Origin of the sequence: Pseudomonas sp. lyk4-TYG-107 (assembly GCF_030209055.1) — a bacterium.
Taxonomy (GTDB): Bacteria; Pseudomonadota; Gammaproteobacteria; order Pseudomonadales; family Pseudomonadaceae; genus Aquipseudomonas; species Aquipseudomonas putida_A.
Genome location: NZ_JARVST010000025.1, coordinates 144704 through 167296, shown reverse-complemented (window position 1 = coordinate 167296; position 22593 = coordinate 144704). Strand labels below are relative to the sequence as shown.

Here is a 22593-nt window from a genome sequence, read left to right as displayed (position 1 = left end):
ATTGAATCCTCCTGAAGATTGGTCAGAAGGTGTAAACCTTATTCAGGACGCGACACTGGCCAAAGAAAAGCCCGCTGAGGATCGCTCCTCAGCGGGCTTTTTCATTCGGTCACCGATCAAGGCGCGAACGGCATGACCCGCTTGTGATGGGTCTTGTTGTAGGTGCTGACGATGATGTCGAACGCTTCCTGACGCACCGGCTCGCCGTGCAGGAAGGCGTCGATCTCGGCGTAGGTCACGCCGTGGGAGGCTTCGTCCGGTTTGCCCGGCGACAGGTCTTCCAGATCCGCGGTCGGCACTTTTTCCACCAGCGATTCCGGTGCGCCAAAGCTGCGGGCAATCGCCCGGACCTGGTTTTTCACCAGACCGCTGAGCGGGGCCAGGTCGCAGGCGCCGTCACCGAACTTGGTGAAGAAGCCCATCACCGCTTCCGCCGCGTGGTCGGTGCCGATCACCAGACCGTGCGCGGCGCCGGCGATGGTGTACTGGGCGACCATGCGCATCCGCGCCTTGGTGTTGCCGAGCACGAAATCCACCGACACCGCATGTTTGCCTTCGAACGCCGCGACTTCCTTGGCCAGGGATTTGACCGCCGGGCCGATGTTCACGGTGTGGCGTTCGTCCGGCGCGATGAAATCCACCGAAGCCTGGGCGTCGTGCTCGTCGAACTGGGTTTCGTACGGCAGGCGCACGGCGATGAACTTGTAGGCGTCGTCGCCGGTGCGCTCGCGCAGTTCACGCATGGCGCGCTGGGCCAGGAGGCCGGCGGTCAGCGAGTCGACGCCGCCGCTGATGCCCAGCACCAGGGTCTTGAGGCCGGAATTGACCAGGCAATCCTGGATAAAGGTGATGCGCCGGGCGACTTCCGCTTCGAGGGCCTGATGCCCGGCGAATGGCGGTTGCACCTTGAGCTGTTCAGCAATCTCACGCTGTACGGCTTGCATGAATTCACTCCTTGCTAGATAGACTGGAATCGGCAGGAACCTGGAACACATGTCGCAAATAGGCGACGAAATTCGGGTCTTTGCAGTGGGTCTTGCCGGGCTCGTCGGAGATCTTCGCCACCGGCTGGCCGTTGCAGGCGGTCATTTTAAGCACGATGCTCATCGGTTCGACACCCGGAATGTCACAGGTCAGGTTGGTGCCGATGCCGAAGCTGACGTTGATCCGCCCGTGCAGCGCGCGGAAGATCTCCAGCGACTTGGGCAAGGTCAGACTGTCGGAGAACACCAGGGTCTTGCTCATCGGGTCGATGCCGAGCTTGTGATAGTGGGCGATGCATTTTTCGCCCCACTGCACCGGATCCCCTGAATCGTGGCGCAGACCATCGAAGAGCTTGGCGAAGAACAGGTCGAAGTCGCCGAGAAACGCGTCGGTGGTGATGCAATCGGTGAGAGCAATCCCCAGCAGGCCACGGTATTCGCGCACCCAGCAGTCGAGCGCGGCGATCTGGCTGTCGATCAAGCGTGGGCCGAGTTGCTGGTGGGCCATGATCCATTCATGGGCCATGGTACCCAGCGGTTTCATGTCCAGCTCGCGGGACAAGTGCACGTTGCTGGTGCCGACAAAGCGCCCGGGGAAATCGTGCTTCAGCACATTGACCACTTCTTCCTGCACGCGGTACGAAAAGCGCCGGCGGGTGCCGAAGTCGGCGACCTGCAATTGCGCCAGTTCGTCAGCCGAGGCGTTGGCGCTGAGCCAGTCGAACTTGCGATACAGCTGTTCCCGCGCCTGCACCAGTTCGATTTCCCGGTAGCGATAGCGGTTGCGCACTTCGCTGACGATCGCCAGCAGCGGCACTTCGTAGAGGATCACATGCAGCCACGGGCCACGCAGACGGATGAACAGTTCGCCGTTCTCGATGCCGGTGTGCAGGTAGCGCAGGTTGAAGCGGAACAGGCCGAGAAAGCGCAGGAAATCCGGTTTGAGGAAGGTGATGCGCTCGAGAAAACTCAACTGGTCGGCACTCAGGCTCAGCTCGGCCAGACGCTCGATCTGGTAGCGAATCTCGGCCAGATACGGCCGCAGATCCTCGCTGTTACGGCAACGAAACTCCCATTCGACTTCGACGTTGGGGTAGTTGTGCAGCACCGCCTGCATCATCGTCAGTTTGTAGAAGTCGGTGTCGAGCAGGTTCTGCACGATGCGATCGGCAAACACACTCTCGCTCATAAACGGGGTCTCCAGGTGCACCGCGCGGTTGCGCGGGATCAATCAATGACGCTAGTGGCGCATATCAGCGGTGGGGATTGCCAGCAATTTTTTAGATCACCGCAGAACCCTTGTGGGAGCGAGCCTGCTCGCGAAGGCGTCATTTCAGTCGACATTGACATTGAATGTGCCGGCCTCTTCGCGAGCAGGCTCGCTCCCACAGTTTTCAATCGGGTCAGGCATTCGGGCTGTCGATCTGCTCCAGCATCCACTTCACAAAATCCCGCACCTTCGGCACTTCCGCCGCATGCTCCGGGTAGGCCAGGTAATAGGCGTCGGAACTGGGCATTGCATGCTGCCAGGGAATGACCAGTTTGCCGTCGGCCAATTCCTCTTCCACCAGAAACCGTGGCAGCAGCGCCACACCGCAGCCGACCTGGGCGGCGCGGATGCACATGTAAAAGGTTTCGAAACGCGGGCCGTGGTAGCTGTGTTCGGTGTGGTAACCCTGACTGTCGAACCAGTCATGCCAGGCCTGTGGGCGCGAGGCATTTTGCAGCAGCACCAGATCGGTCAGTTGCGTCGGGTCGGTGAAGGGCTGATCCGGCAGGCTGCCGGGCGCACAGACCGGCACCAGCTCTTCGCCGAACAGCTTCAGGCATTCGGTGCCGGGGCGTGAGCCCTGACCGAAATAGAACGCCAGATCGCTGCGCCCCTGTAGCAAATCGTCGGCCTCCTGCTCGTTGCACAAGTCGAGATGGATCGACGGATGGCGCAGACGCCAGCCCTTCAGACGCGGTACCAGCCAGCGCGCGCCGAAGGTCGAAGGGGTAGAAACGCGCAGGACTTCGGTCTCGCCGCCGTAGGAGCGCAGGTAATGCGTGGACATTTCCACCTGAGTGAGGATTTTTCGGACTTCCACCAGGTACAAATCCCCGGCCGGGGTCATCTGCAAGCGACGACGCACCCGACGGAACAACAAGTGCTGCAACAATTCCTCAAGCTGCGCCACCTGTTTGCTGACCGCGCTCTGGGTCAGGTTCAGTTCTTCGGCGGCCCGGGTGAAGCTCAGGTGCCGGGTCACGGCTTCGAAGCACTGCAGTGCGGTGATCGACGGCAAGTGGCGTTTGTTCAGCATGGGTGATCCCTTTTTCTTGTCTTTCTGTGCGCAGCATGAATAAACGGAATGATATCTCGCGTAAAGGTCGTTTGTTGCCTTGCCTTCGGGAAGCTACAACTAAAGGCCTGCCCGGTCGTGAGTATTCGGCCGCACACATTCAGTTTTTCGCTTGAGGAGTGACCCATGGTTGCCGCATTGCTTGATCGTCTTGGTGTGAACCCGGCCCTGTACCAGAACGGCAAAGTGCCGGTGCATTCGCCCATCGATGGCAGCCGCATCGCCACCGTGAACTGGGAAGGCCCGGCCGAAGTCGAGCAGCACATCAGTCGCGCAGATCATGCTTTCGAGCTGTGGCGCAAGGTGCCGGCCCCGCGTCGCGGCGAACTGGTGCGTCAGTTCGGCGAAGTGCTGCGTGAGTACAAGGCTGACCTCGGCGAACTGGTGTCGTGGGAGGCGGGCAAGATCACTCAGGAAGGCCTCGGTGAAGTGCAGGAGATGATCGACATCTGCGACTTCGCCGTCGGCCTGTCGCGTCAGTTGTACGGTTTGACCATCGCCTCCGAGCGCCCGGGCCACCACATGCGTGAAACCTGGCATCCGCTGGGCGTGGTCGGCGTGATCAGCGCGTTCAACTTCCCGGTCGCGGTGTGGGCGTGGAACACTACGTTGGCGCTGGTCTGCGGTAACCCGGTGGTGTGGAAGCCGTCGGAGAAAACCCCGCTGACCGCACTGGCCTGTCAGGCGCTGTTCGATCGTGTGGTGAAGAATTTCACCGATGCGCCGGCGCACCTGTGCCAGGTGATCATCGGTGGCCGTGATGCTGGCGAAGCGCTGGTGGATGACCCGCGTATCGCGCTGATCAGCGCCACCGGCAGCACCCGCATGGGCCGCGAAGTGGCGCCGAAAGTCGCCGCACGTTTTGCTCGCAGCATTCTCGAACTGGGCGGCAACAACGCGATGATCCTCGGCCCGAGCGCCGACCTGGACATGGCTGTACGCGCCATTCTGTTCAGTGCGGTCGGCACCGCCGGGCAGCGTTGCACCACCCTGCGTCGGCTGATTGCCCATGAATCGGTGAAGGAAGAAATCGTCACCCGCCTCAAAGCCGCGTACGCCAAAGTGCGCATCGGTCATCCGCTGGAAGGCAATCTGGTCGGCCCGCTGATCGACAAACACAGCTTCGAAAACATGCAGGACGCGCTGGAGCAGGCACTGAGCGAGGGCGGTCGGGTGTTCGGCGGCAAGCGTCAGCTCGAAGATCAGTTTCCCAACGCCTACTACGTGTCGCCGGCCATTGTCGAAATGCCGGAGCAGAGCGATGTGGTTTGCAGCGAAACCTTTGCGCCGATCCTCTACGTGGTCGGCTACAGCGACTTCCAGGAAGCACTGCGCTTGAACAATGCGGTGCCGCAAGGCCTGTCGTCGTGCATCTTCACCACCGACGTGCGCGAGGCCGAGCAGTTCATGTCGGCGGTCGGCAGCGACTGTGGCATCGCCAACGTCAACATCGGCCCGAGCGGCGCGGAAATCGGCGGCGCGTTTGGTGGCGAGAAGGAGACCGGCGGCGGTCGTGAGTCGGGCTCCGACGCCTGGCGCGCCTACATGCGCCGCCAGACCAACACCGTGAACTACTCGCTGGAGTTGCCGCTGGCGCAGGGCATTACCTTCGACTGACAGGTGGAGATCCCTCCTTAGTGGGAGCGAGCCTGCTCGCGAATGTGGTGTGTCAGTCGGTATAGATGTTGGCTGATATACCGCTTTCGCGAGCAGGCTCGCTCCCACAGGGTACGCAGTGTTTGTTAGGTTTCTGTTGGAGTCTGGCAATGCCGTTACGCGAAGAATGTCTGTGGGAAAAACTCACGCCGCAGCGCCCGGATAACACCGCGCTCAAGAGTGAGGTCAAAGTCGATGTCTGCGTGATCGGCGCCGGGTTTACCGGGTTGTCGGCGGCGCTGCATCTGTTGGAAAAAGGCAAAAGCGTCTGCGTGCTCGAAGCGCATCGTGCCGGGCATGGCGGCTCCGGACGCAATGTCGGGCTGGTCAACGCCGGCATGTGGATCCCGCCGGATGAGATCGAGGCCGGATTCGGCGAAGCGGTCGGCAGTCAGCTCAACCGCATGCTCGGGGCGGCGCCGGCGCTGGTGTTCAGCCTTGTGGATAAATACAACATCGATTGCCAGTTGCGGCGCGAAGGCACCCTGCACATGGCGCACAACGCCAAGGGCGAGGCGGATCTGCGCAGTCGCGAGCAACAATGGAAGCGCCGCGGGGCGCCGGTCGAGCTGCTCACCGGCAAGGCCTGCGAGCAAGCCACCGGTACGCAGAAGATTGCCGCCGCACTTCTCGATCGCCGCGCCGGTACGCTCAACCCGATGGCCTATGTCACCGGCCTGGCCAACGCGGTGAAGGGCCTGGGCGGGCAGATGTTCGATCACTCGCCAGTGACCCGTCTCGAACGCGTGGGCCAGCTATGGTCGGTGCAGACCGAGCTAGGTTCGGTACTCGCCGAGCAAGTGGTGATCGCCTCCAACGCCTACACCGAGGGCGACTGGACCGAACTCAAGCGCAACTTCTTCCCCGGTTACTACTATCAGGTCGCTTCGGTGCCGCTGACCGAAGACGCCGCCCATGACATCCTCCCCGGCGGGCAGGGCTCGTGGGACACGCGCCAAGTGCTGAGCAGCATCCGTCGTGACAAAAACGGCCGGTTGTTGCTCGGCAGTCTGGGCAACGGCAATCAGAAGCCGACGTGGTTCCTCAAGGCCTGGGCCGACCGGGTGCAGCAACACTACTTCCCCAACTTGAAACCGGTGGAATGGGAATGCACCTGGACCGGGCGCATTGCCTTTACCCCCGATCACCTGATGCGGCTGTTCGAGCCGGCGCCGGGACTGGTGGCCGTCACCGGTTACAACGGTCGTGGCGTGACCACCGGCACTGTGGTCGGCAAAGCCTTCGCCGACTACCTGTGTGACGGAAATCCTCAAGCCCTGCCGATCCCCTTCGCACCGATGCAGCCCCTGGCCGGCGTCGGCCTGCGCAGTTGCCTGTACGAGGCCGGCTTCTCGCTGTATCACGCGGGCCAGTGCCTGCGCATCGTCATTTGAGTGTTGAAATATGTTGCCGGAAGCGGCGCTTTTCGGCGTAGCGACTAGCCTCTAATGGTGCGGGTTGTAGCAGTCCCGCACCAGCAGTGTGCAGTTCGGTGACGCGAGCTGTTACAGGCTGGTTGCACGTCGTTTGGTGCCGCGGTTGCAATGATGGCGCAAGCGGGTTGCGCCTCAGATTTAAAAAGGTTTCACCTTCCGCGGTTTAGACGGTTGCACGCCCAATGAAAATGGGAACGAAACAGTCGAAATAACAAGAAAGCAGCGACTTTTTGAAGAATAAAAAACCGATGGCACGGCGCTTGCTCAGAGCATTCAGTGAAGTGAAGTCGCAGTGCCAACTAAAAAAAACCTTGGAGCACCACCTCATGTCCCAGACGTTTTACAAGAAAGGCTTTCTGGCCCTCGCAGTAGCTACTGCGCTGGGTGTTTCTGCGTTTGCTCAAGCTGATGTGAAAATCGGTGTAGCGGGTCCAATGACTGGCGCCAACGCGGCATTTGGCGAGCAGTACATGAAGGGTGCACAGGCAGCGGCGGACGCGGTCAATGCGGCGGGCGGCGTCAACGGCGAGAAAATCGTACTGGTCAAGGGCGATGACGCCTGCGAACCGAAACAGGCAGTGACAGTCGCCAAGGATCTGGTCAACCAGAAGGTAGCCGGCGTGGTCGGTCACTTCTGCTCCTCTTCCACCATCCCCGCCTCGGAAATCTACGACGAAGCCGGCGTTATCGCGATCACTCCGGGTTCCACCAACCCGCAAGTGACCGAGCGCGGCCTGAGCGCCATGTTCCGTATGTGCGGGCGTGACGACCAGCAAGGCATCGTCGCGGGCGACTACATCGTCGACGTGCTCAAGGGCAAGAAAGTCGCCGTGCTGCACGACAAGGACACCTACGGTCAGGGCCTGGCCGATGCGACCAAGGCTCAACTGGAAAAACGTGGCGTGAAGCCGGTGCTGTATGAAGGCCTGACCCGTGGCGAGAAAGACTTCAGCGCCGTGGTCACCAAGATTCGTGCAGCCGGTGCCGACGTTGTCTACTTCGGCGGCCTGCACCCGGAAGCCGGCCCGCTGGTCAAGCAACTGCGTACCGAAGGCCTGAAAGACGTCAAGTTCATGTCTGACGACGGCATCGTCACCGACGAATTGGTGACCACCGCCGGTGGCCCGCAATACGTTGACGGCGTGCTGATGACCTTCGGCGCCGACCCACGTCTGCTGCCAGACAGCAAGACCGTGGTCGATGCGTTCCGCAAGGCCGGCACCGAACCTGAAGGCTACACCCTGTACGCCTACGCGTCGGTTCAGACCCTGGCGGCCGCCTTCAACGGCGCCAAGTCCAACAGTGGCGAAAAAGCCGCCGAGTGGCTCAAGGCCAACCCGGTGAAAACCGTCATGGGCGAGAAAGCCTGGGACAAGAAGGGCGACCTGAAAGTCTCTGACTACGTGGTTTACCAGTGGGACAAGGACGGCAAATACCATCAGCTGGAAAAACAGAAGTAAGGGCTGACGCGATCGGTTGATCCCCACTCATCCAATGTGGGAGCGAGCCTGCTCGCGAAGACGGAATGACTGCCAACACATGTGTTGAATGATCGACCGCTTTCGCGAGCAGGCTCGCTCCCACAGGGACGGTGTCGGTCGGATAGGCTGATCGTATCTGCATTGCTCCGACGTAAATCTGTATTTTTCCTAGAAGAGCCGCCCGCTCCGGTGGGCAGGTTCTCATTGCGTGAGATTGCGTTATGGATGGTATTTTCCTGCAGCAACTGGTCAACGGCCTGACCCTCGGGTCGGTCTATGGCCTGATCGCCATCGGCTACACAATGGTCTACGGCATCATCGGCATGATCAACTTCGCCCACGGCGAGGTTTACATGATTTCCGCGTACCTCGCGGCAATCAGTCTGGCTCTGCTGGCTTACTTCGGTATCGAATCCTTCCCGCTGTTGATGCTTGGCACGCTGGTTTTCACTATCGTCGTCACCGGCGTCTATGGCTGGGTAATCGAACGCGTCGCTTACAAACCTCTGCGCAACTCCACCCGACTGGCACCGCTGATCAGCGCCATCGGTATCTCGCTGATCCTGCAAAACTATGCCCAGATCAGCCAGGGCGCCCGTCAACAGGGTGTTCCGACGCTGCTCACCGGTGCCTGGCGCATCGACGTCGGCAGCGGTTTCGTCCAACTGACCTACACCAAGATCTTCATTCTGGTCGCCGCATTTGTCGGCATGGGCCTGCTGACCTACGTGATCAAGTACACCAAGCTCGGCCGCATGTGCCGCGCCACCCAGCAAGACCGCAAGATGGCTTCGATCCTCGGGATCAACACCGACCGGGTGATTTCCTACGTGTTCATCATCGGTGCAGCAATGGCGGCGCTGGCCGGCGTGCTGATCACCATGAACTACGGCACGTTCGACTTCTACGCAGGCTTCGTCATCGGCATCAAGGCGTTCACCGCCGCCGTGCTTGGCGGGATCGGCTCACTGCCCGGCGCGATGCTCGGCGGGATCATTCTCGGGATCTCCGAGTCGCTGTTCTCGGGCCTGGTCAACTCCGACTACAAAGACGTGTTCAGCTTCTCGCTGCTCGTACTTGTTCTGGTCTTCCGGCCTCAGGGCCTGTTGGGCCGTCCTCTTGTGTCGAAGGTGTAAGCGATGTCTTCAACCACTCAAAAAAATATCGATATCAAAAAAAGCCTGGTTGAGGCGATTCTGGCCGGCCTGATTGCCCTGATCGTGTTCGGCCCGATTGTCGGCGTCGTGCTCGAAGGCTACAGCTTCAACCTCGAACCAACCCGCGTGGCGTGGCTTATCGGCATCGTGATGATCGGCCGCTTTGCCTTGAGTCTGTTTCTGCAGACGCCCAAGGGCCTGAAGATTCTCGACGGATTCGAGAGCACCGGCTCCGGTGTGCATGTGCTGCCTGCCGATCACAAATCACGTCTGCGCTGGATCATTCCACTGCTGATCGTGCTCGCGGTCATCGTGCCGTTTGTCTCCAACTCGTACCTGCTGGGCGTGGTCATCCTCGGGCTGATCTACGTGCTGCTGGGCCTGGGGCTGAACATTGTGGTCGGTCTGGCCGGCCTGCTCGACCTCGGTTACGTGGCGTTCTACGCCATCGGCGCCTACGGTCTGGCGCTCGGTTATCAATACCTCGGGCTGGGCTTCTGGACCGTGCTGCCACTGGCGGCAATCACTGCCGGTTTGGCCGGCTGCATCCTCGGTTTTCCGGTGCTGCGTCTGCACGGCGACTATCTGGCGATCGTGACTCTGGGCTTCGGTGAAATCATCCGCCTGATCCTCAACAACTGGCTGTCGCTGACCGGCGGGCCGAACGGCATGCCGGCGCCACTGCCGACCTTCTTCGGTCTGGAATTCGGCAAGCGGGCCAAGGATGGCGGGGTGCCGTTCCACGAGTTCTTCGGCATCGCCTACAACCCGGACGTGAAGTATTACTTCATCTACACGGTGTTGTTCCTGGTGGTACTGGCCGTGCTGTACATCAAGCATCGTCTGGTGAAGATGCCGGTGGGTCGCGCCTGGGAAGCGCTACGCGAAGATGAAATCGCCTGCCGCTCGATGGGCCTCAACCACGTACTGGTCAAGCTTTCGGCGTTCACCATCGGTGCATCGACCGCGGGCCTGGCCGGGGTGTTTTTCGCCACCTACCAGGGCTTCGTCAACCCGACCTCGTTCACCTTCTTCGAATCGGCGCTGATCCTCGCCATCGTCGTGCTCGGCGGCATGGGCTCGACCATCGGCGTGGTGATTGCGGCATTCGTGTTGACGGTTGCTCCGGAACTGCTGCGCGGCTTCGCTGAATACCGCGTGCTGCTGTTCGGCATCCTGATGGTGTTGATGATGATCTGGCGACCTCGCGGGCTGATTCGCATCAGCCGTACCGGGGTCACTCCACGCAAAGGTGCCATTCACTATGAGAGGACTGCGTCATGAGTGAAGTCGTACTCTCTGTGGAAAAACTGATGATGCACTTCGGTGGCATCAAGGCTCTGAGCGATGTCAGCCTCAAGGTCAAACGCAACTCGATCTTCGCCCTGATCGGCCCCAACGGCGCCGGCAAGACCACGGTGTTCAACTGCCTGACCGGGTTCTACAAGGCCTCCGGCGGCAAGATCGAACTCAACGTGCGCGGCAAGCAGACCAACGTCATCCAGCTGCTGGGCGAGTCTTTCAAACCGACCGACTTCGTCTCGCCGAAAAGCTTCCTCAGTCGCCTGTACTACAAGATGTTCGGCGGCACCCATTTGGTGAACCGCGCCGGCCTGGCCCGGACATTCCAGAACATTCGCCTGTTCAAGGAAATGTCGGTGCTGGAGAACCTGCTGGTGGCCCAGCACATGTGGGTCAACCGCAACATGCTCGCCGGCATCCTCAACACCAAGGGCTACCGCAAGGCCGAAAGTGATGCGCTGGACTGCGCGTTCTACTGGCTGGAAGTGGTGGATCTGGTGGACTGCGCCAACCGTCTGGCCGGTGAACTGTCCTACGGCCAGCAACGCCGTCTGGAGATCGCCCGGGCCATGTGCACGCGGCCGCAGATCATCTGCCTCGACGAACCGGCCGCCGGCCTCAACCCTCAGGAAACCGAAGCGCTGAGCGCGATGATCCGGCTGCTGCGCGACGAGCACGATCTGACCGTGGTGCTGATCGAACACGACATGGGCATGGTAATGAGCATTTCCGACCACATCGTGGTACTGGATCACGGCGTGGTCATCGCCGAAGGCGGTCCCGAGGCGATCCGCAACGATCCGAAAGTGATTGCCGCCTACCTGGGCGCCGACGAAGAGGAGCTGGTATGAGCAAACCGATCCTCGAACTCAAAGACCTAGACGTGTTCTACGGCCCGATCCAGGCCCTCAAGGGCGTGTCGCTGCAGATCAACGAAGGCGAGACCGTCAGCCTGATCGGCTCCAACGGCGCGGGTAAATCGACGCTGCTGATGTCGATCTTCGGCCAGCCGCGCGCGGCGGGTGGGCAGATCCTCTATCAAGGCGTCGACATCACCCACAAGTCCTCGCACTACATCGCCTCCAACGGCATCGCGCAGTCGCCGGAAGGGCGGCGGGTGTTCCCCGACATGACCGTCGAGGAAAACCTGCTGATGGGCACCATCCCGATTGGTGACAAGTACGCCAAGGAGGATATGCAGCGCATGTTCGAGCTGTTCCCGCGGCTCGAAGAGCGTCGCACTCAACGGGCGATGACCATGTCCGGCGGCGAGCAGCAAATGCTCGCTATCGCCCGCGCCCTGATGAGTCGGCCGAAGCTGTTGTTGCTTGATGAGCCGAGCCTGGGCCTGGCGCCGATCGTGGTGAAACAGATCTTCGCCACCCTGCGTGAACTGGCGAAAACCGGCATGACCATTTTCCTCGTCGAGCAGAACGCCAACCATGCGTTGAAGCTGTCGGATCGGGCGTACGTGATGGTCAACGGCGAGATTCGCCTGACCGGTACCGGCAAGGAGTTATTGGTGAACGAGGAGGTGCGTAACGCCTATCTGGGCGGGCACTGATTCTACTTGAGTTGTCCACAAAGCCCCGCGACGAAAGTCCCGGGGCTTTTTCATTCCTCAAATTCACCAAGGCCCCTGTGGGAGCTGGCTTGCCAGCGAAAGCGGTTTGCCATTCAGCAATGATGTTGGCAGTGACTCCGCCATCGCTGGCAAGCCAGCTCCCACAAGTAAGTTGTGACCTTCGGCAGAATTGTGGAAAACAAATTCCCATAGCTGCCAAAGCGCGACATATAGACGCTGCAAATGGCTGTTTTTCCACAGTTTTGACTTGTCCCCGTTTACTGTGGAGCTGGCTGTGAATAACGTGGGAGTAGCTGGCTGAAGCCCTTGTTTTCCGTGGCTTGCAGGCTGGTGATCGCTTTTTGATCAGGCGTTTTTGCTGGAGCTGAAGACGCTGTTGTCAACCTTTTTCTAGGCTGTTCTGTAGAAACAATTACGTGTGAGCAAGCCTGTGGATAAGTCTGTGACTAAACTCTGGAAAGACTCCGCTGAGGGCCGTAATTACTGGCCTCGCGCAATCACTGCGCTGGCCGGTCGGTCGTGCAAAATGCCATCTCCGGCACAACAGCGGCTTCAGGGTCAAGCAAAAAACTTTCTGTTTCCCGCGCAAAGCCTTGTATGGCGCGGCTTTGCGCGTTTCCACTTGCCCCCGGAAACTGTGGAAGGGACTGTGGATAACGTGCGTGCACATGGCTACAGGCCAAGCCACATACGGTGTAGCGACGATTGATCAAATTTTGATCGGAAGATGTCCCGGTGCGGGTGTTGCTCGTAAATGCCGGGCCGGGCATGCTGGCTGCTGATTTTCTATTCCAATGGCTGCGCTGGCGGCCGACGCAAGGAGAACACGATGTCCAACACCCTGTTTATTACCGGCGCAACCTCCGGTTTTGGTGAAGCCTGTGCCCGTCGTTTCGCCGAGGCTGGCTGGAAACTGGTGTTGACCGGCCGTCGTGCAGAACGTCTCGATGCGCTGTGCGCCGAGTTGTCGAAGCAGACTGAAGTGCATGGTCTGGTGCTCGACGTGCGTGACCGCAAGGCGATGGAAGAGGCAATTGCCAATCTGCCGCCGTCGTTCGCCAAGCTGCGTGGCCTGATCAACAACGCCGGGCTGGCGCTGGGCGTCGATCCGGCGCCCAAATGCGACCTCGACGACTGGGACACTATGGTCGACACCAACGTCAAAGGCCTGATGTACAGCACTCGTCTGCTGCTGCCGCGTTTGATCGCTCACGGCCGTGGCGCCGGTATCGTCAACCTCGGCTCCATCGCCGGCAACTACCCGTACCCGGGCAGCCACGTGTATGGCGCGACCAAGGCGTTCGTTAAGCAATTCTCGCTGAACCTGCGCTGCGACCTGCAGGGCACCGGCGTGCGCGTCAGCAACATCGAGCCGGGTCTGTGCGAAAGCGAGTTCTCGCTGGTGCGCTTTGCCGGTGACCAGGAACGCTACAACGCCACTTACGCCGGTGCCGAGCCGATCCAGCCGCAGGACATCGCCGAGACCATCTTCTGGGTGCTCAACGCCCCGGCGCACATCAACATCAACAGCCTGGAACTGATGCCGGTGAGTCAGACCTGGGCCGGGTTTGCGATCGAGCGTAACAAGGCGTAAGACCGCATAATGGCCATCGCTGGCAAGCCAGCTCCCACAGGATCGTCGGTATACATAAATCTTGTAATCGACTCGGTACCTGTGGGAGCTGGCTTGCCAGCGATGAGGCCGTAACAGGCAAAACATGGCGATAAGGTAAACTCTCTCCTCAACAACCCCACCGCACCCTGCGGTTTTCAAGGTTTTCGAGGAGTTAAAGTGAGTAACCGAGGTGAGCAGTCACTGCTCAAACAATCGACCATCCTGATGTTCGCGGTGTCGATTGCCGGGATCGTCACCGGTTTTGTTTCAGGTTCGCAATCCATCCTTTTCGATGGTTTTTTCTCGCTGATCGCAACGTTCATCAAAGTGCTGATGCTGATCACCGCCCGGCTGATCGCCAAAGAAAGCAATCACCGCTTCCAGTTCGGTTTCTGGCATCTCGAGCCGATGGTGCTGCTGATCGAAGGCAGCTTCCTGCTGTTGATCGCGATCTATGCCTTTCTCAATGGTGTGTTCGGCATCATCAACGGCGGCCGCGACATCGAGCTGGGGCTGGTGATCATTTATGCGGCGGTGTTCACCGTCGTCGAGTTCGCCTACTTCTTCTACGTGCGTCGGCGCAATCGCAAGCTCAAATCGAGCCTGATCCAGTTCGACAACATCAGCTGGCTGGTGGACGCGATGCTTTCGGTCGGCCTGTTGATCAGTTTTCTCGCCGCGTTGCTGCTCAAGGCCCAGGGCTTTGACGAGTGGGCGAAATTTGTCGACCCGCTGATCCTGATCGTGCTGGCGCTGACCATGTTGCCACCGGCGCTCAAGATCCTCGGCCCGGCACTGCGTGATGTACTGGGTATTGCCCCGGACACCCTGGATGATCAGGTGCGTCAGGTCATGGAAGCGGCGAAGGTCGAGCATGGTTTCGATGATTACGTGACCTATGTGCAGAAGCACGGGCGGGCGCGGTTTATCGAGATTCATGTGGTGTTGCCGGCGGATTACCGGCTGCAAAGCGTGGGGCAACTGGATGCGTTGCGTGAGGAAATTTCGGCGCAGCTGGGCGAGCCGGATGCGGCACGCTGGTTGACGATCAGCTTTACCGGTGACAGGAAGTGGATTGCCTAGAGACCGTGTAACGGCTATTCGCGAGCAAGCCCGCTCCCACAGGGATCCGAGCTGTACACAAATTTTGTGTTCGCCGAAATTCCCCTGTGGGAGCGGGCTTGCTCGCGAAAGCTATTTTTCAATCAACGCAGATATTCAGCCAGCCCGCTGTAACAAGTCGCCAAGTGATAAGGCGTCGTCGAAGGCATGTCCTTGCGGCTGACCTCTCCCAGCTCATCTCGGCATTCATGCCACCCGCCCGCGTGCAGAAAACGCTGCTGCAGCGCCTGCAACTGGCGCAGCACGGTGCCTTCGCTGTTCGGGCGCAAGGTCAGGGCGCGCAGGTATTCCGCCTGCGCCCAGATGCGCTGAGTCGAATCTTTCGGGCGACCGTCCAGTTGCAGATCGAGCATCGCCCGCACCGCCCCTGAAGGCTGTTCAACACCGAATTGCTCGGTGAAAGCGAATGCCCGGTCCAGCGCTGCATGCAGTTTCGAACCACGCAGCAGGGCTGAAGACTCAAGCAGGAAATACCATTCGAACTGATGCCCTGGCTCGTACCAGTTATCCACAGCCCCCAGTGGTTTTTCCATCAACACGCCATGTTGCGGGTCGACGAACTGCTTGTGCATGGCTGTGCATAATTCGAGCAGCGCTTGCTGCGTCGGCGCGTCTTCGCGCACGGCGAGGGTGGCGAGAAATGCTTCGGCCAGGTGCATCAGCGGGTTCTGCAGTGGCCCGGTTTGCAGGGTGATCCAGTCGCGGTCCAGGCAGGCTTCGTACAGGCCATCACCGGTGGCGAAGCGCCGACCGATGATTTCCAGTGCGGCGTTCAGCGTGGATTCCACCAGCGGCTCCCGGGACTTGGCCCAGTAATGGGCGCAGGCGAACAGGATGAAGGCGTGGGTATAGAGGTCTTTGCGCTGATCCAGCGGCTTGCCTTGCGCGTCGATGCTGTAGAACCAGCCGCCGTGCTCGGCGTCGTGGAAATGCCGTTGCAGCGAGCGGAACAGCGCGGCGGCGCGCGCCTCGGCGTTATCCACAACCCCGATCAGGCTGGAAAACAGGTACAGCTGCCGTGCGCAGGCCATCGCCCGATAGCGTTGCGGTGGCAAAGGTTGATGCGCCGCGTCGAGTGCCTCGTAGGGCAGCGCCATGTCGGCGTTCCAGCCCGGGCCTTGCCAAAGCGGCACGATCACGTTCAGAAAGTGCTGTTGCACGTTGCTGAACAGGGCGGTCAATTCGGGCAGAGAGGTGGAGCGGCAAGCATGGGGCATTGGCGGACGTCGTCACGGCTGGGGCGATTGCGCGACATGGTAGCAGAGCGGCGGGCCTTAGAGACGCGGAGTCTGTCAGTCCGCCTTCGCGAGCAGGCTCGCTCCCACAGTGGATTTGCAGCGTACACAAAACCTGTGGGAGCGAGCCTGCTCGCGAAGAGGCCAGTGGCAGGCGCTAGAGAATCAACCGGCCAGCAACCACGCGCCAGTCACAGCCGAAGCGGCACCCGCCACGCGCACCAGAGGCGCAGCAGCCTGAGGCAGAAAACGAACCACCGCATAACCCGCCGCATGCAGGGCAGCAGTCGCCGCCACGAAGCCGGCGGCATACGCCCAAGGGCTGCTCATGTCCGGCAGCTCCAGGCCATGCGCCACGCCATGGAACAGCGCAAACAACGCCGTTGCCGCCACCGCCATCACCAGCGGTGGGCGCACCGCCAGTGCCACTGCCAGACCCAGCGCCAGCACCGAAGCGGCGATCCCGCTTTCCAGCGCCGGCAGCTCCAGCCCTTCAAAGCCGAGCATGCCGCCGATCAGCATGGTGCCGACGAATGTGCACGGTAGCGCCCAGCGCGCCGCGCCTTGTTGCTGCGCGGCCCACAGGCCGACCGCGACCATCGCCAGCAAGTGGTCGAGGCCGCCGATCGGGTGGCTGATGCCGGCGACCAGACCGCTGTCGCCGTGGCCCGGGTGGGCGAAGGCCAGGGCTGGGGTCAGCAGCAGCGCCACAGCGCCGAGAATGCGTTTGAGTGTCATGGGTAAGCTTCCTTGTTGGTCAATAAGTCAGGCGGCGTTCAGCAGGCCCTGGCGCTCGATGAAGGCGATGATTTCTTCCAGGCCCAGGCCGGTTTTCTGGTTGCTGAAGACGAATGGCTTGCCGTTGCGCATGTGCTGGGTGTCGCTCTCCATCATTTCCAGCGAAGCACCGACCAGCGGCGCCAGGTCGATCTTGTTGATCACCAGCAGATCGGACTTGCAGATCCCCGGGCCGCCCTTGCGCGGCAGCTTGTCGCCGGCGGAGACGTCGATCACGTAGATGGTCAGGTCTGACAGCTCCGGGCTGAAGGTTGCCGACAGGTTGTCGCCACCGGATTCCACCAGAATCAGGTCCAGTCCCGGAAAGCGCCGGTTCAGTTGATCGACCGCTTCGAGGTTGATCGAGGCGTCCTCGCGGATTGCCGTGTGCGGGCAGCCACCGGTTTCCACGCCGATGATCCGCTCCGGGGCCAGCGCTTCGTTGCGCACCAGAAAGTCGGCGTCTTCGCGGGTGTAGATGTCGTTGGTGACGACGGCCAGGTTGTAGCGGTCGCGCAGCGCCAGGCACAGGGCCAGGGTCAATGCAGTCTTGCCGGAACCGACCGGGCCGCCGATGCCGACGCGCAGGGGTTGTGTGTTCATGTGCTTCTCCAAGATGACAGGCCCTAAGAGCGAAACAGACGGCTGTACTGGCGCTCATGCGCCATGCACGCCAGGGACAGGCCGAACGCGGCGCTGCCAATGTGTTCGGGATTGATGCGGGTGGCGTCCTGCTGCGCCTGTTGCAGCAACGGCAACAGTTCGCTGGTCAGGCGCTGGGCGGCTTGCTGGCCCAGCGGCAGGGTTTTCATCAGTACCGCGAGCTGGTTTTCCAGCCAGCTCCACAGCCACGCGGCGAGGGCGTCTTGCGGGCTGATGCCCCAGGCGCGCGCGGCGAGTGCCCAGCCGAGGGCCAAGTGCGGTTCGGCGCATTGCTCAAGAAAGCGGCGGGACGGCGCGTCGAGTTCCGGCAAACCGTTGAGCAATTGCTGCAGCGAGTAACCCATCTGCCGGCTCTCCAGATGTAACTCACGGGTCTCGCGGCTGGCGCGGTGGGTTTCGCAGAGATGCAGCAACTCGGGCCAGTTTTCCTCGGCCGCGGCCTGACAATGAGCCAGCAGCAGCGGCGCCTCGAAACGGGCGAGGTTGAGCAACAGTTGATCGCTGATCCAGCGCCGGGCGCTGTCCGGGTTGTTCACGCGGCCGTTATCCACCGCCATTTCCAGGCCTTGCGAATAGCTGTAGCCGCCAATCGGCAGTTGCGGACTGGCCAGGCGCAGCAGCGCCCAGGCCGGGTTCACAGACGTACGCCGAACTGATGGAGTTTGGGCGCGTAGTTGAAGTCTTCGTCGCCGTGTCGCGAATGATGATGGCCGCCGCCGTAGGCCCCGTGTTCCGGCTGGAACGGCGCTTCAATCGCTTCGACCTTCGCGCCGAGCTGTTCGAGCATGGCCTTGAGCACGTAATCGTCGAGCAGACGCAGCCAGCCATCGCCGACTTGCAAGGCGACGTGGCGATTGCCCAGATGATAGGCGGCGCGGGTCAGTTCGAAGGCATTGGCGCAGGTGACGTGCAGCAGTTGCTCGGGGCGGGCGCAGACGCGAACGATGCGGCCGTCCTCGGCCTGCAGGCATTCGCCGTCATATAACGGTGCCTGACCGCGCTCCAGAAACAACCCGACATCTTCGCCATCGGCACTGAAACAGCGCAGACGGCTTTTGCTCCGCGCTTCGAAGGTCAGGTGCAACTCGGCGGACCAGACAGGTTGAGGGTCGATTCTGCGATGAATCACCAGCATCGGAAAGCTTCCAGCAGTGGACTTGTAGGAGGGCTAGAGCAAGGGGCTTGCCAACCGGGCGAGATGTAGGAAATCCCTGTCGGAGCGTAGAGGATGTTTCAAGATGTTGCAGAATTTTGGAATGTTTTGGTGCGTGAAGATTTTTACATGCACCAATTTGTGGCTGTCACACAGAGCAATGTAGGAGTGAGCCTGCTCGCGATAGCGGTCTTCCAGTCAATTCTCGGCTGACTGAACGGACGCTATCGCGAGCAGGCTCACTCCTACAGGGGATTTGTGGGGTTTTGGGAAAGGGAATTACTCGGTACTGCCCAACCCTTGCCAGTGCTTGAGGCCGATAAAGATGAAGCGCAATTGCTGGGTGATCTTCGCCTGCGGCGTCAGATGCTCCGGCAGGGCCTCGGCGGGCGGGTCAATGATGTCCGGCAGAGTGGCGAACACCGATTTGACGATCAGGTCGGCGATTACGCTCAGGCCGGCCGCATCCAGATGTTGCAACTTGGGCATCAGCGTCAGATCGGCGGCGAGGTCGGCGCTAATGTTCTCGCGCAGACGACCAATCGCCTGACGCACCGGCTGCGAGCCGCCGTATTGCTCACGAGCGAGAAACAGGAACTGCGAACGGTTGGCGCTGACCACGTCGAGGAAGATCCGCACCGACGCATCGATGATCCCGCCCATGACGAATTCGTTGTGGCGCACCAGGCGGATGGTTTCGCGGAAGGTCTGGCCGACTTCACTGACCAGCACCAGACCCAACTCGTCCATGTCGGCAAAATGCCGATAGAAACCGGTGGGCACAATGCCGGCGGTCTTGGTCACTTCGCGCAGGCTCAGGCTGCCGAAACCTCGGCCGCTTTCCATCAAATGGCGGGCAGCGTCCATCAGGGCGTTGCGGGTCTGTTGTTTCTGTTCGGCGCGGGGCAGCATCGCAAAGGCGTTTTCTTGAGCGGGACAAGCGCCGCACTCTAGCAAATCGGCTTTGCTGGCGTCGAACGGCAGGGGGAAAAGTCAGCAGGAAAAAAGGTTTCGCAGATTGTCGGTACTGAAAAAGTCAAAAGCCCAATCCGGTGATTGGGCTTTTTTTCCAGGCCGCCATGGGCTTAGCTCAAAGCGCTGTTGCGTTCGATCACACGGTCACCACCGCCTTCGGCAACGGCTTGGCCCAGTGGGGTTTTATCGAAACCGTCTTCAGCCAGGGTCTGGCCTTGTGGAGTACGGTCGCTGCCATCGGAAGCCAGGGTCTGACCTTGTGGAGTTTTGTCATAGCCGTCTTCAACCAGACCTTTCTGTTCCAGGCGATCACGGCCGCCTTCTGCCACAGCTTGACCTTGTGGGGTCTTGTCGTAGCCATCTTCAACCAGACCTTTTTCTTCCAGACGATTACGACCGTTTTCAGCCAGGGTCTGACCTTGTGGGGTACGGTCGCTGCCGTCAGCCGCCACAGTCTGGCTGAACACCGAGTGGCTGGATTTCACTTGTGGGGTAGCCTGATCGGCAGCGGGCAGGGCGAAAGCAGTGCTGGCTAGCATCGACAGGGTAAGGCTGAGCAGTAATTGGCGTTTCATGATGGGTTGCTCCTTGGGAGGGCGATAAAGTGGGTACGAAGCCAATGCTACTCTCGATAAGTCGATATAAAAGTTCATAAACGCAATGGTAATAATCAACAGAATTGATTGTTCTGCGGAAGCGCTCTAGCTCGGGCATTTGCGGGCGGTGGTTTTGCACCGCAGTGGGTATTTTCGACTCACTCGCGCCTCGCAAATGTGCGGGCAGCGGTAACGCTGTTCGACCAATCGGTCAGCATTCGGGCGATTTTTTGCCGCGGAATCTATATTCCGATTAAACCTGCGCACTGTTTGCCAGTCGTAGAATTCATGAGGGCCGCTTTGGCCCGCCGTTTCAGCTGTGCGTCGCGAAATCGGCGTGCGGTCGTCATCAGGAGTTTTGTGCATGACGCGCACCGGAAAAATCTTCAGTTGGACCTTCGCCACTCTCGTACTGCTGCTGGCGGTACTGGTTCTGATCATCGTGTTCTTCGACTGGAACCGGATCAAACCGCCGCTCAACGCCAAAGTCTCGGAAGAATTGCATCGTCCGTTCGCCATCAATGGCAACCTCGCGGTGATCTGGCAGCGCGAGCCGGACGAGGGCGGCTGGCGGGCCTGGGTGCCGTGGCCGCACGTGGTAGCTGAAGACCTGACGCTGGGCAACCCGGATTGGTCGAAGCAGCCGCAGATGGTTACGCTCAAACGTGTGGAACTACGCATCTCGCCGCTGGCACTGCTGGCGCAACGGGTGACGATCCCGCGCATCGACCTGACCGAACCCAACGCGCAACTGCAACGCCTGGCCGATGGCCGCGCCAACTGGACCTTCAAGTTCGACCCGAAAGACCCGAATGCCGAACCGTCGAACTGGGTGGTGGACATCGGAGCCATTGGCTTCGACAAGGGCCACGTCACTCTGGATGACCAGACACTCAAGACTAATCTCGACGTGTTGATCGATCCGCTGGGCAAACCGATTCCGTTCAGCGATATCGTCGGCGCCAAAGCCGCGAAGACCGCCCAGGACAAGGGCGCCGCGCCGCAGGACTATGCGTTCGCGCTGAAGGTCAAAGGCCAATACCACGGCCAGAACCTTACCGGCCAGGGCAAGATCGGCGGGCTGCTGGCGTTGCAGGACGCGAACAAGCCATTCCCGCTGCAGGCTCAGGCGAAGATCGGCGCCACTAGCATCGAACTCGCTGGCACCTTGACCGACCCGCTCAACCTCGGCGCCCTCGATCTGCGTCTGAAACTGGCCGGCGCCAGCCTCGGCAACCTCTATCCACTGACCGGCGTGACCCTGCCGGACACGCCGCCGTACTCCACCGACGGCCATCTGATTGCCAAATTGCATGACGCCGCCGGTGCGAAATTCACCTATGAACAGTTCAACGGCAAGATCGGCGGCAGTGACATTCACGGCGATCTGACCTACGTCGCCAGCCAGCCTCGGCCCAAACTGAGCGGAGCGTTGCTGTCCAATCAATTGCTGTTTGCCGACCTCGCGCCGCTGATCGGCGCCGACTCCAATGACAAGCAAAAGGCCCGCGGCGGCGAGAGCAAGCAGCCGACCGACAAAGTGCTGCCGGTGGAAGAATTCAAGACCGACCGCTGGCGCGCGATGGATGCCGACGTCGAGTTCACCGGCAAGCGCATCGTCCACAGCGAAAAGCTGCCGTTCACCGACCTCTATACCCACCTGAAACTCAACGACGGCGAACTCAGCCTCGAGCCGCTGCGCTTCGGCGTGGCCGGCGGCAATCTGGACGCGCAGATCCGCCTCAACGGTCGCACCGAACCGCTGGAAGGCCGGGCCAAACTGACTGCGCGCGGCTTCAAGCTCAAGCAGTTGTTCCCGACCTTCGAACCGATGAAAACCAGCTTCGGTGAGCTCAACGGTGATGCTGATATCAGCGGTCGCGGCAACTCGGTGGCCAAGCTGCTCGGCGGCGCCAATGGCCAGTTGAAGATGCTGATCAACGACGGCGCGATCAGCCGTGAGCTGATGGAACTGGCGGGACTCAACGTCGGCAACTACGTGGTCGGCAAGATTTTTGGCGACAAGGAAGTGAAGATCAACTGCGCGGCGGCGGACTTCGACATCAAGACTGGCCTGGCGACCACGCGGCTGTTTGTGTTCGATACCGAGAACGCGATCATCTACATCGACGGCACCGCGAACATGGCCACCGAGCAATTGGACCTGACGGTGACACCGGAGTCCAAGGGCTGGCGTCTGATTTCGCTGCGTTCACCGCTGTACGTGCGCGGCAAGTTCATCAAGCCGGACGCCGGGGTCAAGGCCGTGCCGTTGATGCTACGCGGTGCGGGGATGGTTGCACTGGGCGTGATTGCTGCACCGGCGGCGGGGTTGTTGGCGCTGGTGGCGCCGAGCGGTGGGGAGCCGAACCAGTGTGCGCCTCTGCTTGAGCAGATGAAGGCGGGCAAGGCGCCAGTGACCGTCAAGCCAACAAAATGATCGGTGACTGACAGGGCCCCTTCGCGAGCAGGCTCGCTCCCACATTTGAAATAGATTCCAGTGTGGGAGCGA

General features: G+C 60.7%; 20 protein-coding genes. 10 read left to right on the top strand and 10 right to left on the bottom strand.

Annotated elements, in window-relative coordinates:
• Positions 1-116 precede the first annotated feature (116 nt).
• The 3 genes from nadE to QRN61_RS20990 all read right to left on the bottom strand — a co-directional run bounded on the left by nadE (position 117) and on the right by QRN61_RS20990 (position 3289).
• A complete protein-coding gene (gene nadE / locus QRN61_RS21000; protein WP_098966951.1) occupies positions 117-944 on the bottom strand; it encodes an NAD(+) synthase in 828 nt (275 codons plus the stop codon).
• A 4-nt stretch (positions 945-948) separates the two neighbouring features.
• Positions 949-2172 (bottom strand): nicotinate phosphoribosyltransferase, encoded by a 1224-nt coding sequence (pncB, locus tag QRN61_RS20995; RefSeq protein ID WP_003221154.1) that lies wholly within the window; start codon positions 2170-2172, stop codon positions 949-951.
• Positions 2173-2386: 214 nt separating this feature from the next.
• Entirely contained in the window at positions 2387-3289 is a 903-nt protein-coding gene (locus QRN61_RS20990) for a LysR family transcriptional regulator (protein ID WP_096794776.1), read from the bottom strand.
• 165 nt (positions 3290-3454) lie between these two features.
• Here QRN61_RS20990 and amaB point away from each other — a divergent pair, with 165 nt between their 5' ends.
• From amaB to QRN61_RS20945, 9 genes are all read left to right on the top strand, one after another.
• Positions 3455-4945: an L-piperidine-6-carboxylate dehydrogenase gene (amaB, locus tag QRN61_RS20985; RefSeq protein WP_285375231.1), complete on the top strand. Its 1491-nt coding sequence runs from the start codon at positions 3455-3457 to the stop codon at positions 4943-4945.
• Positions 4946-5094: 149 nt separating this feature from the next.
• Complete coding sequence (gene amaA / locus QRN61_RS20980) at positions 5095-6378, top strand: L-pipecolate oxidase (protein ID WP_285375228.1); 1284 nt, start codon at positions 5095-5097, stop codon at positions 6376-6378.
• Between the two features lie 368 nt (positions 6379-6746).
• Entirely contained in the window at positions 6747-7880 is a 1134-nt protein-coding gene (locus QRN61_RS20975; RefSeq protein WP_027613531.1) for an ABC transporter substrate-binding protein, read from the top strand.
• A gap of 242 nt (positions 7881-8122) precedes the next feature.
• A complete protein-coding gene (locus QRN61_RS20970) occupies positions 8123-9037 on the top strand; it encodes an ABC transporter permease subunit (RefSeq protein WP_027613532.1) in 915 nt (304 codons plus the stop codon).
• 3 nt (positions 9038-9040) lie between these two features.
• Positions 9041-10342, top strand: a complete 1302-nt coding sequence (livM, locus tag QRN61_RS20965; protein ID WP_027613533.1) for a high-affinity branched-chain amino acid ABC transporter permease LivM — start codon at positions 9041-9043, stop codon at positions 10340-10342.
• Positions 10339-11211 carry an ABC transporter ATP-binding protein gene (locus QRN61_RS20960; protein ID WP_027613534.1) on the top strand — a complete coding sequence of 291 codons (873 nt, stop codon included), beginning with the start codon at positions 10339-10341 and terminating at the stop codon, positions 11209-11211. The genes livM and QRN61_RS20960 overlap by 4 nt, the downstream gene beginning before the upstream one ends.
• On the top strand, positions 11208-11924 hold the full coding sequence (locus tag QRN61_RS20955; protein WP_047600666.1) for an ABC transporter ATP-binding protein: 717 nt from the start codon (positions 11208-11210) through the stop codon (positions 11922-11924). The genes QRN61_RS20960 and QRN61_RS20955 overlap by 4 nt, the downstream gene beginning before the upstream one ends.
• 850 nt (positions 11925-12774) lie before the next feature.
• Positions 12775-13539, top strand: coding sequence for an SDR family oxidoreductase (locus tag QRN61_RS20950; protein ID WP_027613536.1), 765 nt, complete (start codon positions 12775-12777; stop codon positions 13537-13539).
• Positions 13540-13737: 198 nt separating this feature from the next.
• A complete protein-coding gene (locus QRN61_RS20945; RefSeq protein ID WP_285375218.1) occupies positions 13738-14643 on the top strand; it encodes a cation diffusion facilitator family transporter in 906 nt (301 codons plus the stop codon).
• A 122-nt stretch (positions 14644-14765) separates the two neighbouring features.
• Here QRN61_RS20945 and QRN61_RS20940 read toward each other — a convergent pair whose 3' ends face one another.
• The 7 genes from QRN61_RS20940 to QRN61_RS20910 form a co-directional block, all read right to left on the bottom strand.
• Positions 14766-15899 carry an AGE family epimerase/isomerase gene (locus QRN61_RS20940; RefSeq protein ID WP_285375216.1) on the bottom strand — a complete coding sequence of 378 codons (1134 nt, stop codon included), beginning with the start codon at positions 15897-15899 and terminating at the stop codon, positions 14766-14768.
• A 183-nt stretch (positions 15900-16082) separates the two neighbouring features.
• Positions 16083-16655, bottom strand: a complete 573-nt coding sequence (locus tag QRN61_RS20935) for a HupE/UreJ family protein (protein WP_097089885.1) — start codon at positions 16653-16655, stop codon at positions 16083-16085.
• Between the two features lie 27 nt (positions 16656-16682).
• On the bottom strand, positions 16683-17297 hold the full coding sequence (gene ureG / locus QRN61_RS20930) for an urease accessory protein UreG (RefSeq protein ID WP_285375212.1): 615 nt from the start codon (positions 17295-17297) through the stop codon (positions 16683-16685).
• Between the two features lie 23 nt (positions 17298-17320).
• Positions 17321-17995 (bottom strand): urease accessory protein UreF, encoded by a 675-nt coding sequence (locus tag QRN61_RS20925; protein ID WP_285375209.1) that lies wholly within the window; start codon positions 17993-17995, stop codon positions 17321-17323.
• A complete protein-coding gene (gene ureE, locus QRN61_RS20920; RefSeq protein ID WP_285375207.1) occupies positions 17992-18492 on the bottom strand; it encodes an urease accessory protein UreE in 501 nt (166 codons plus the stop codon). Before ureE ends, QRN61_RS20925 begins: the two co-directional genes overlap by 4 nt.
• Positions 18493-18789: 297 nt before the next feature.
• The gene (locus tag QRN61_RS20915; protein WP_027613541.1) at positions 18790-19422 is read right to left on the bottom strand and encodes a TetR family transcriptional regulator; all 633 of its coding nucleotides are present in this window, start codon (positions 19420-19422) and stop codon (positions 18790-18792) included.
• A gap of 173 nt (positions 19423-19595) precedes the next feature.
• Positions 19596-20060: a hypothetical protein gene (locus QRN61_RS20910; protein ID WP_027613542.1), complete on the bottom strand. Its 465-nt coding sequence runs from the start codon at positions 20058-20060 to the stop codon at positions 19596-19598.
• Between the two features lie 385 nt (positions 20061-20445).
• Between QRN61_RS20910 and QRN61_RS20905 the strand changes: the two genes are divergently transcribed.
• Complete coding sequence (locus tag QRN61_RS20905) at positions 20446-22521, top strand: AsmA family protein (RefSeq protein WP_097089886.1); 2076 nt, start codon at positions 20446-20448, stop codon at positions 22519-22521.
• The last annotated feature ends 72 nt before the right edge of the window (positions 22522-22593 follow it).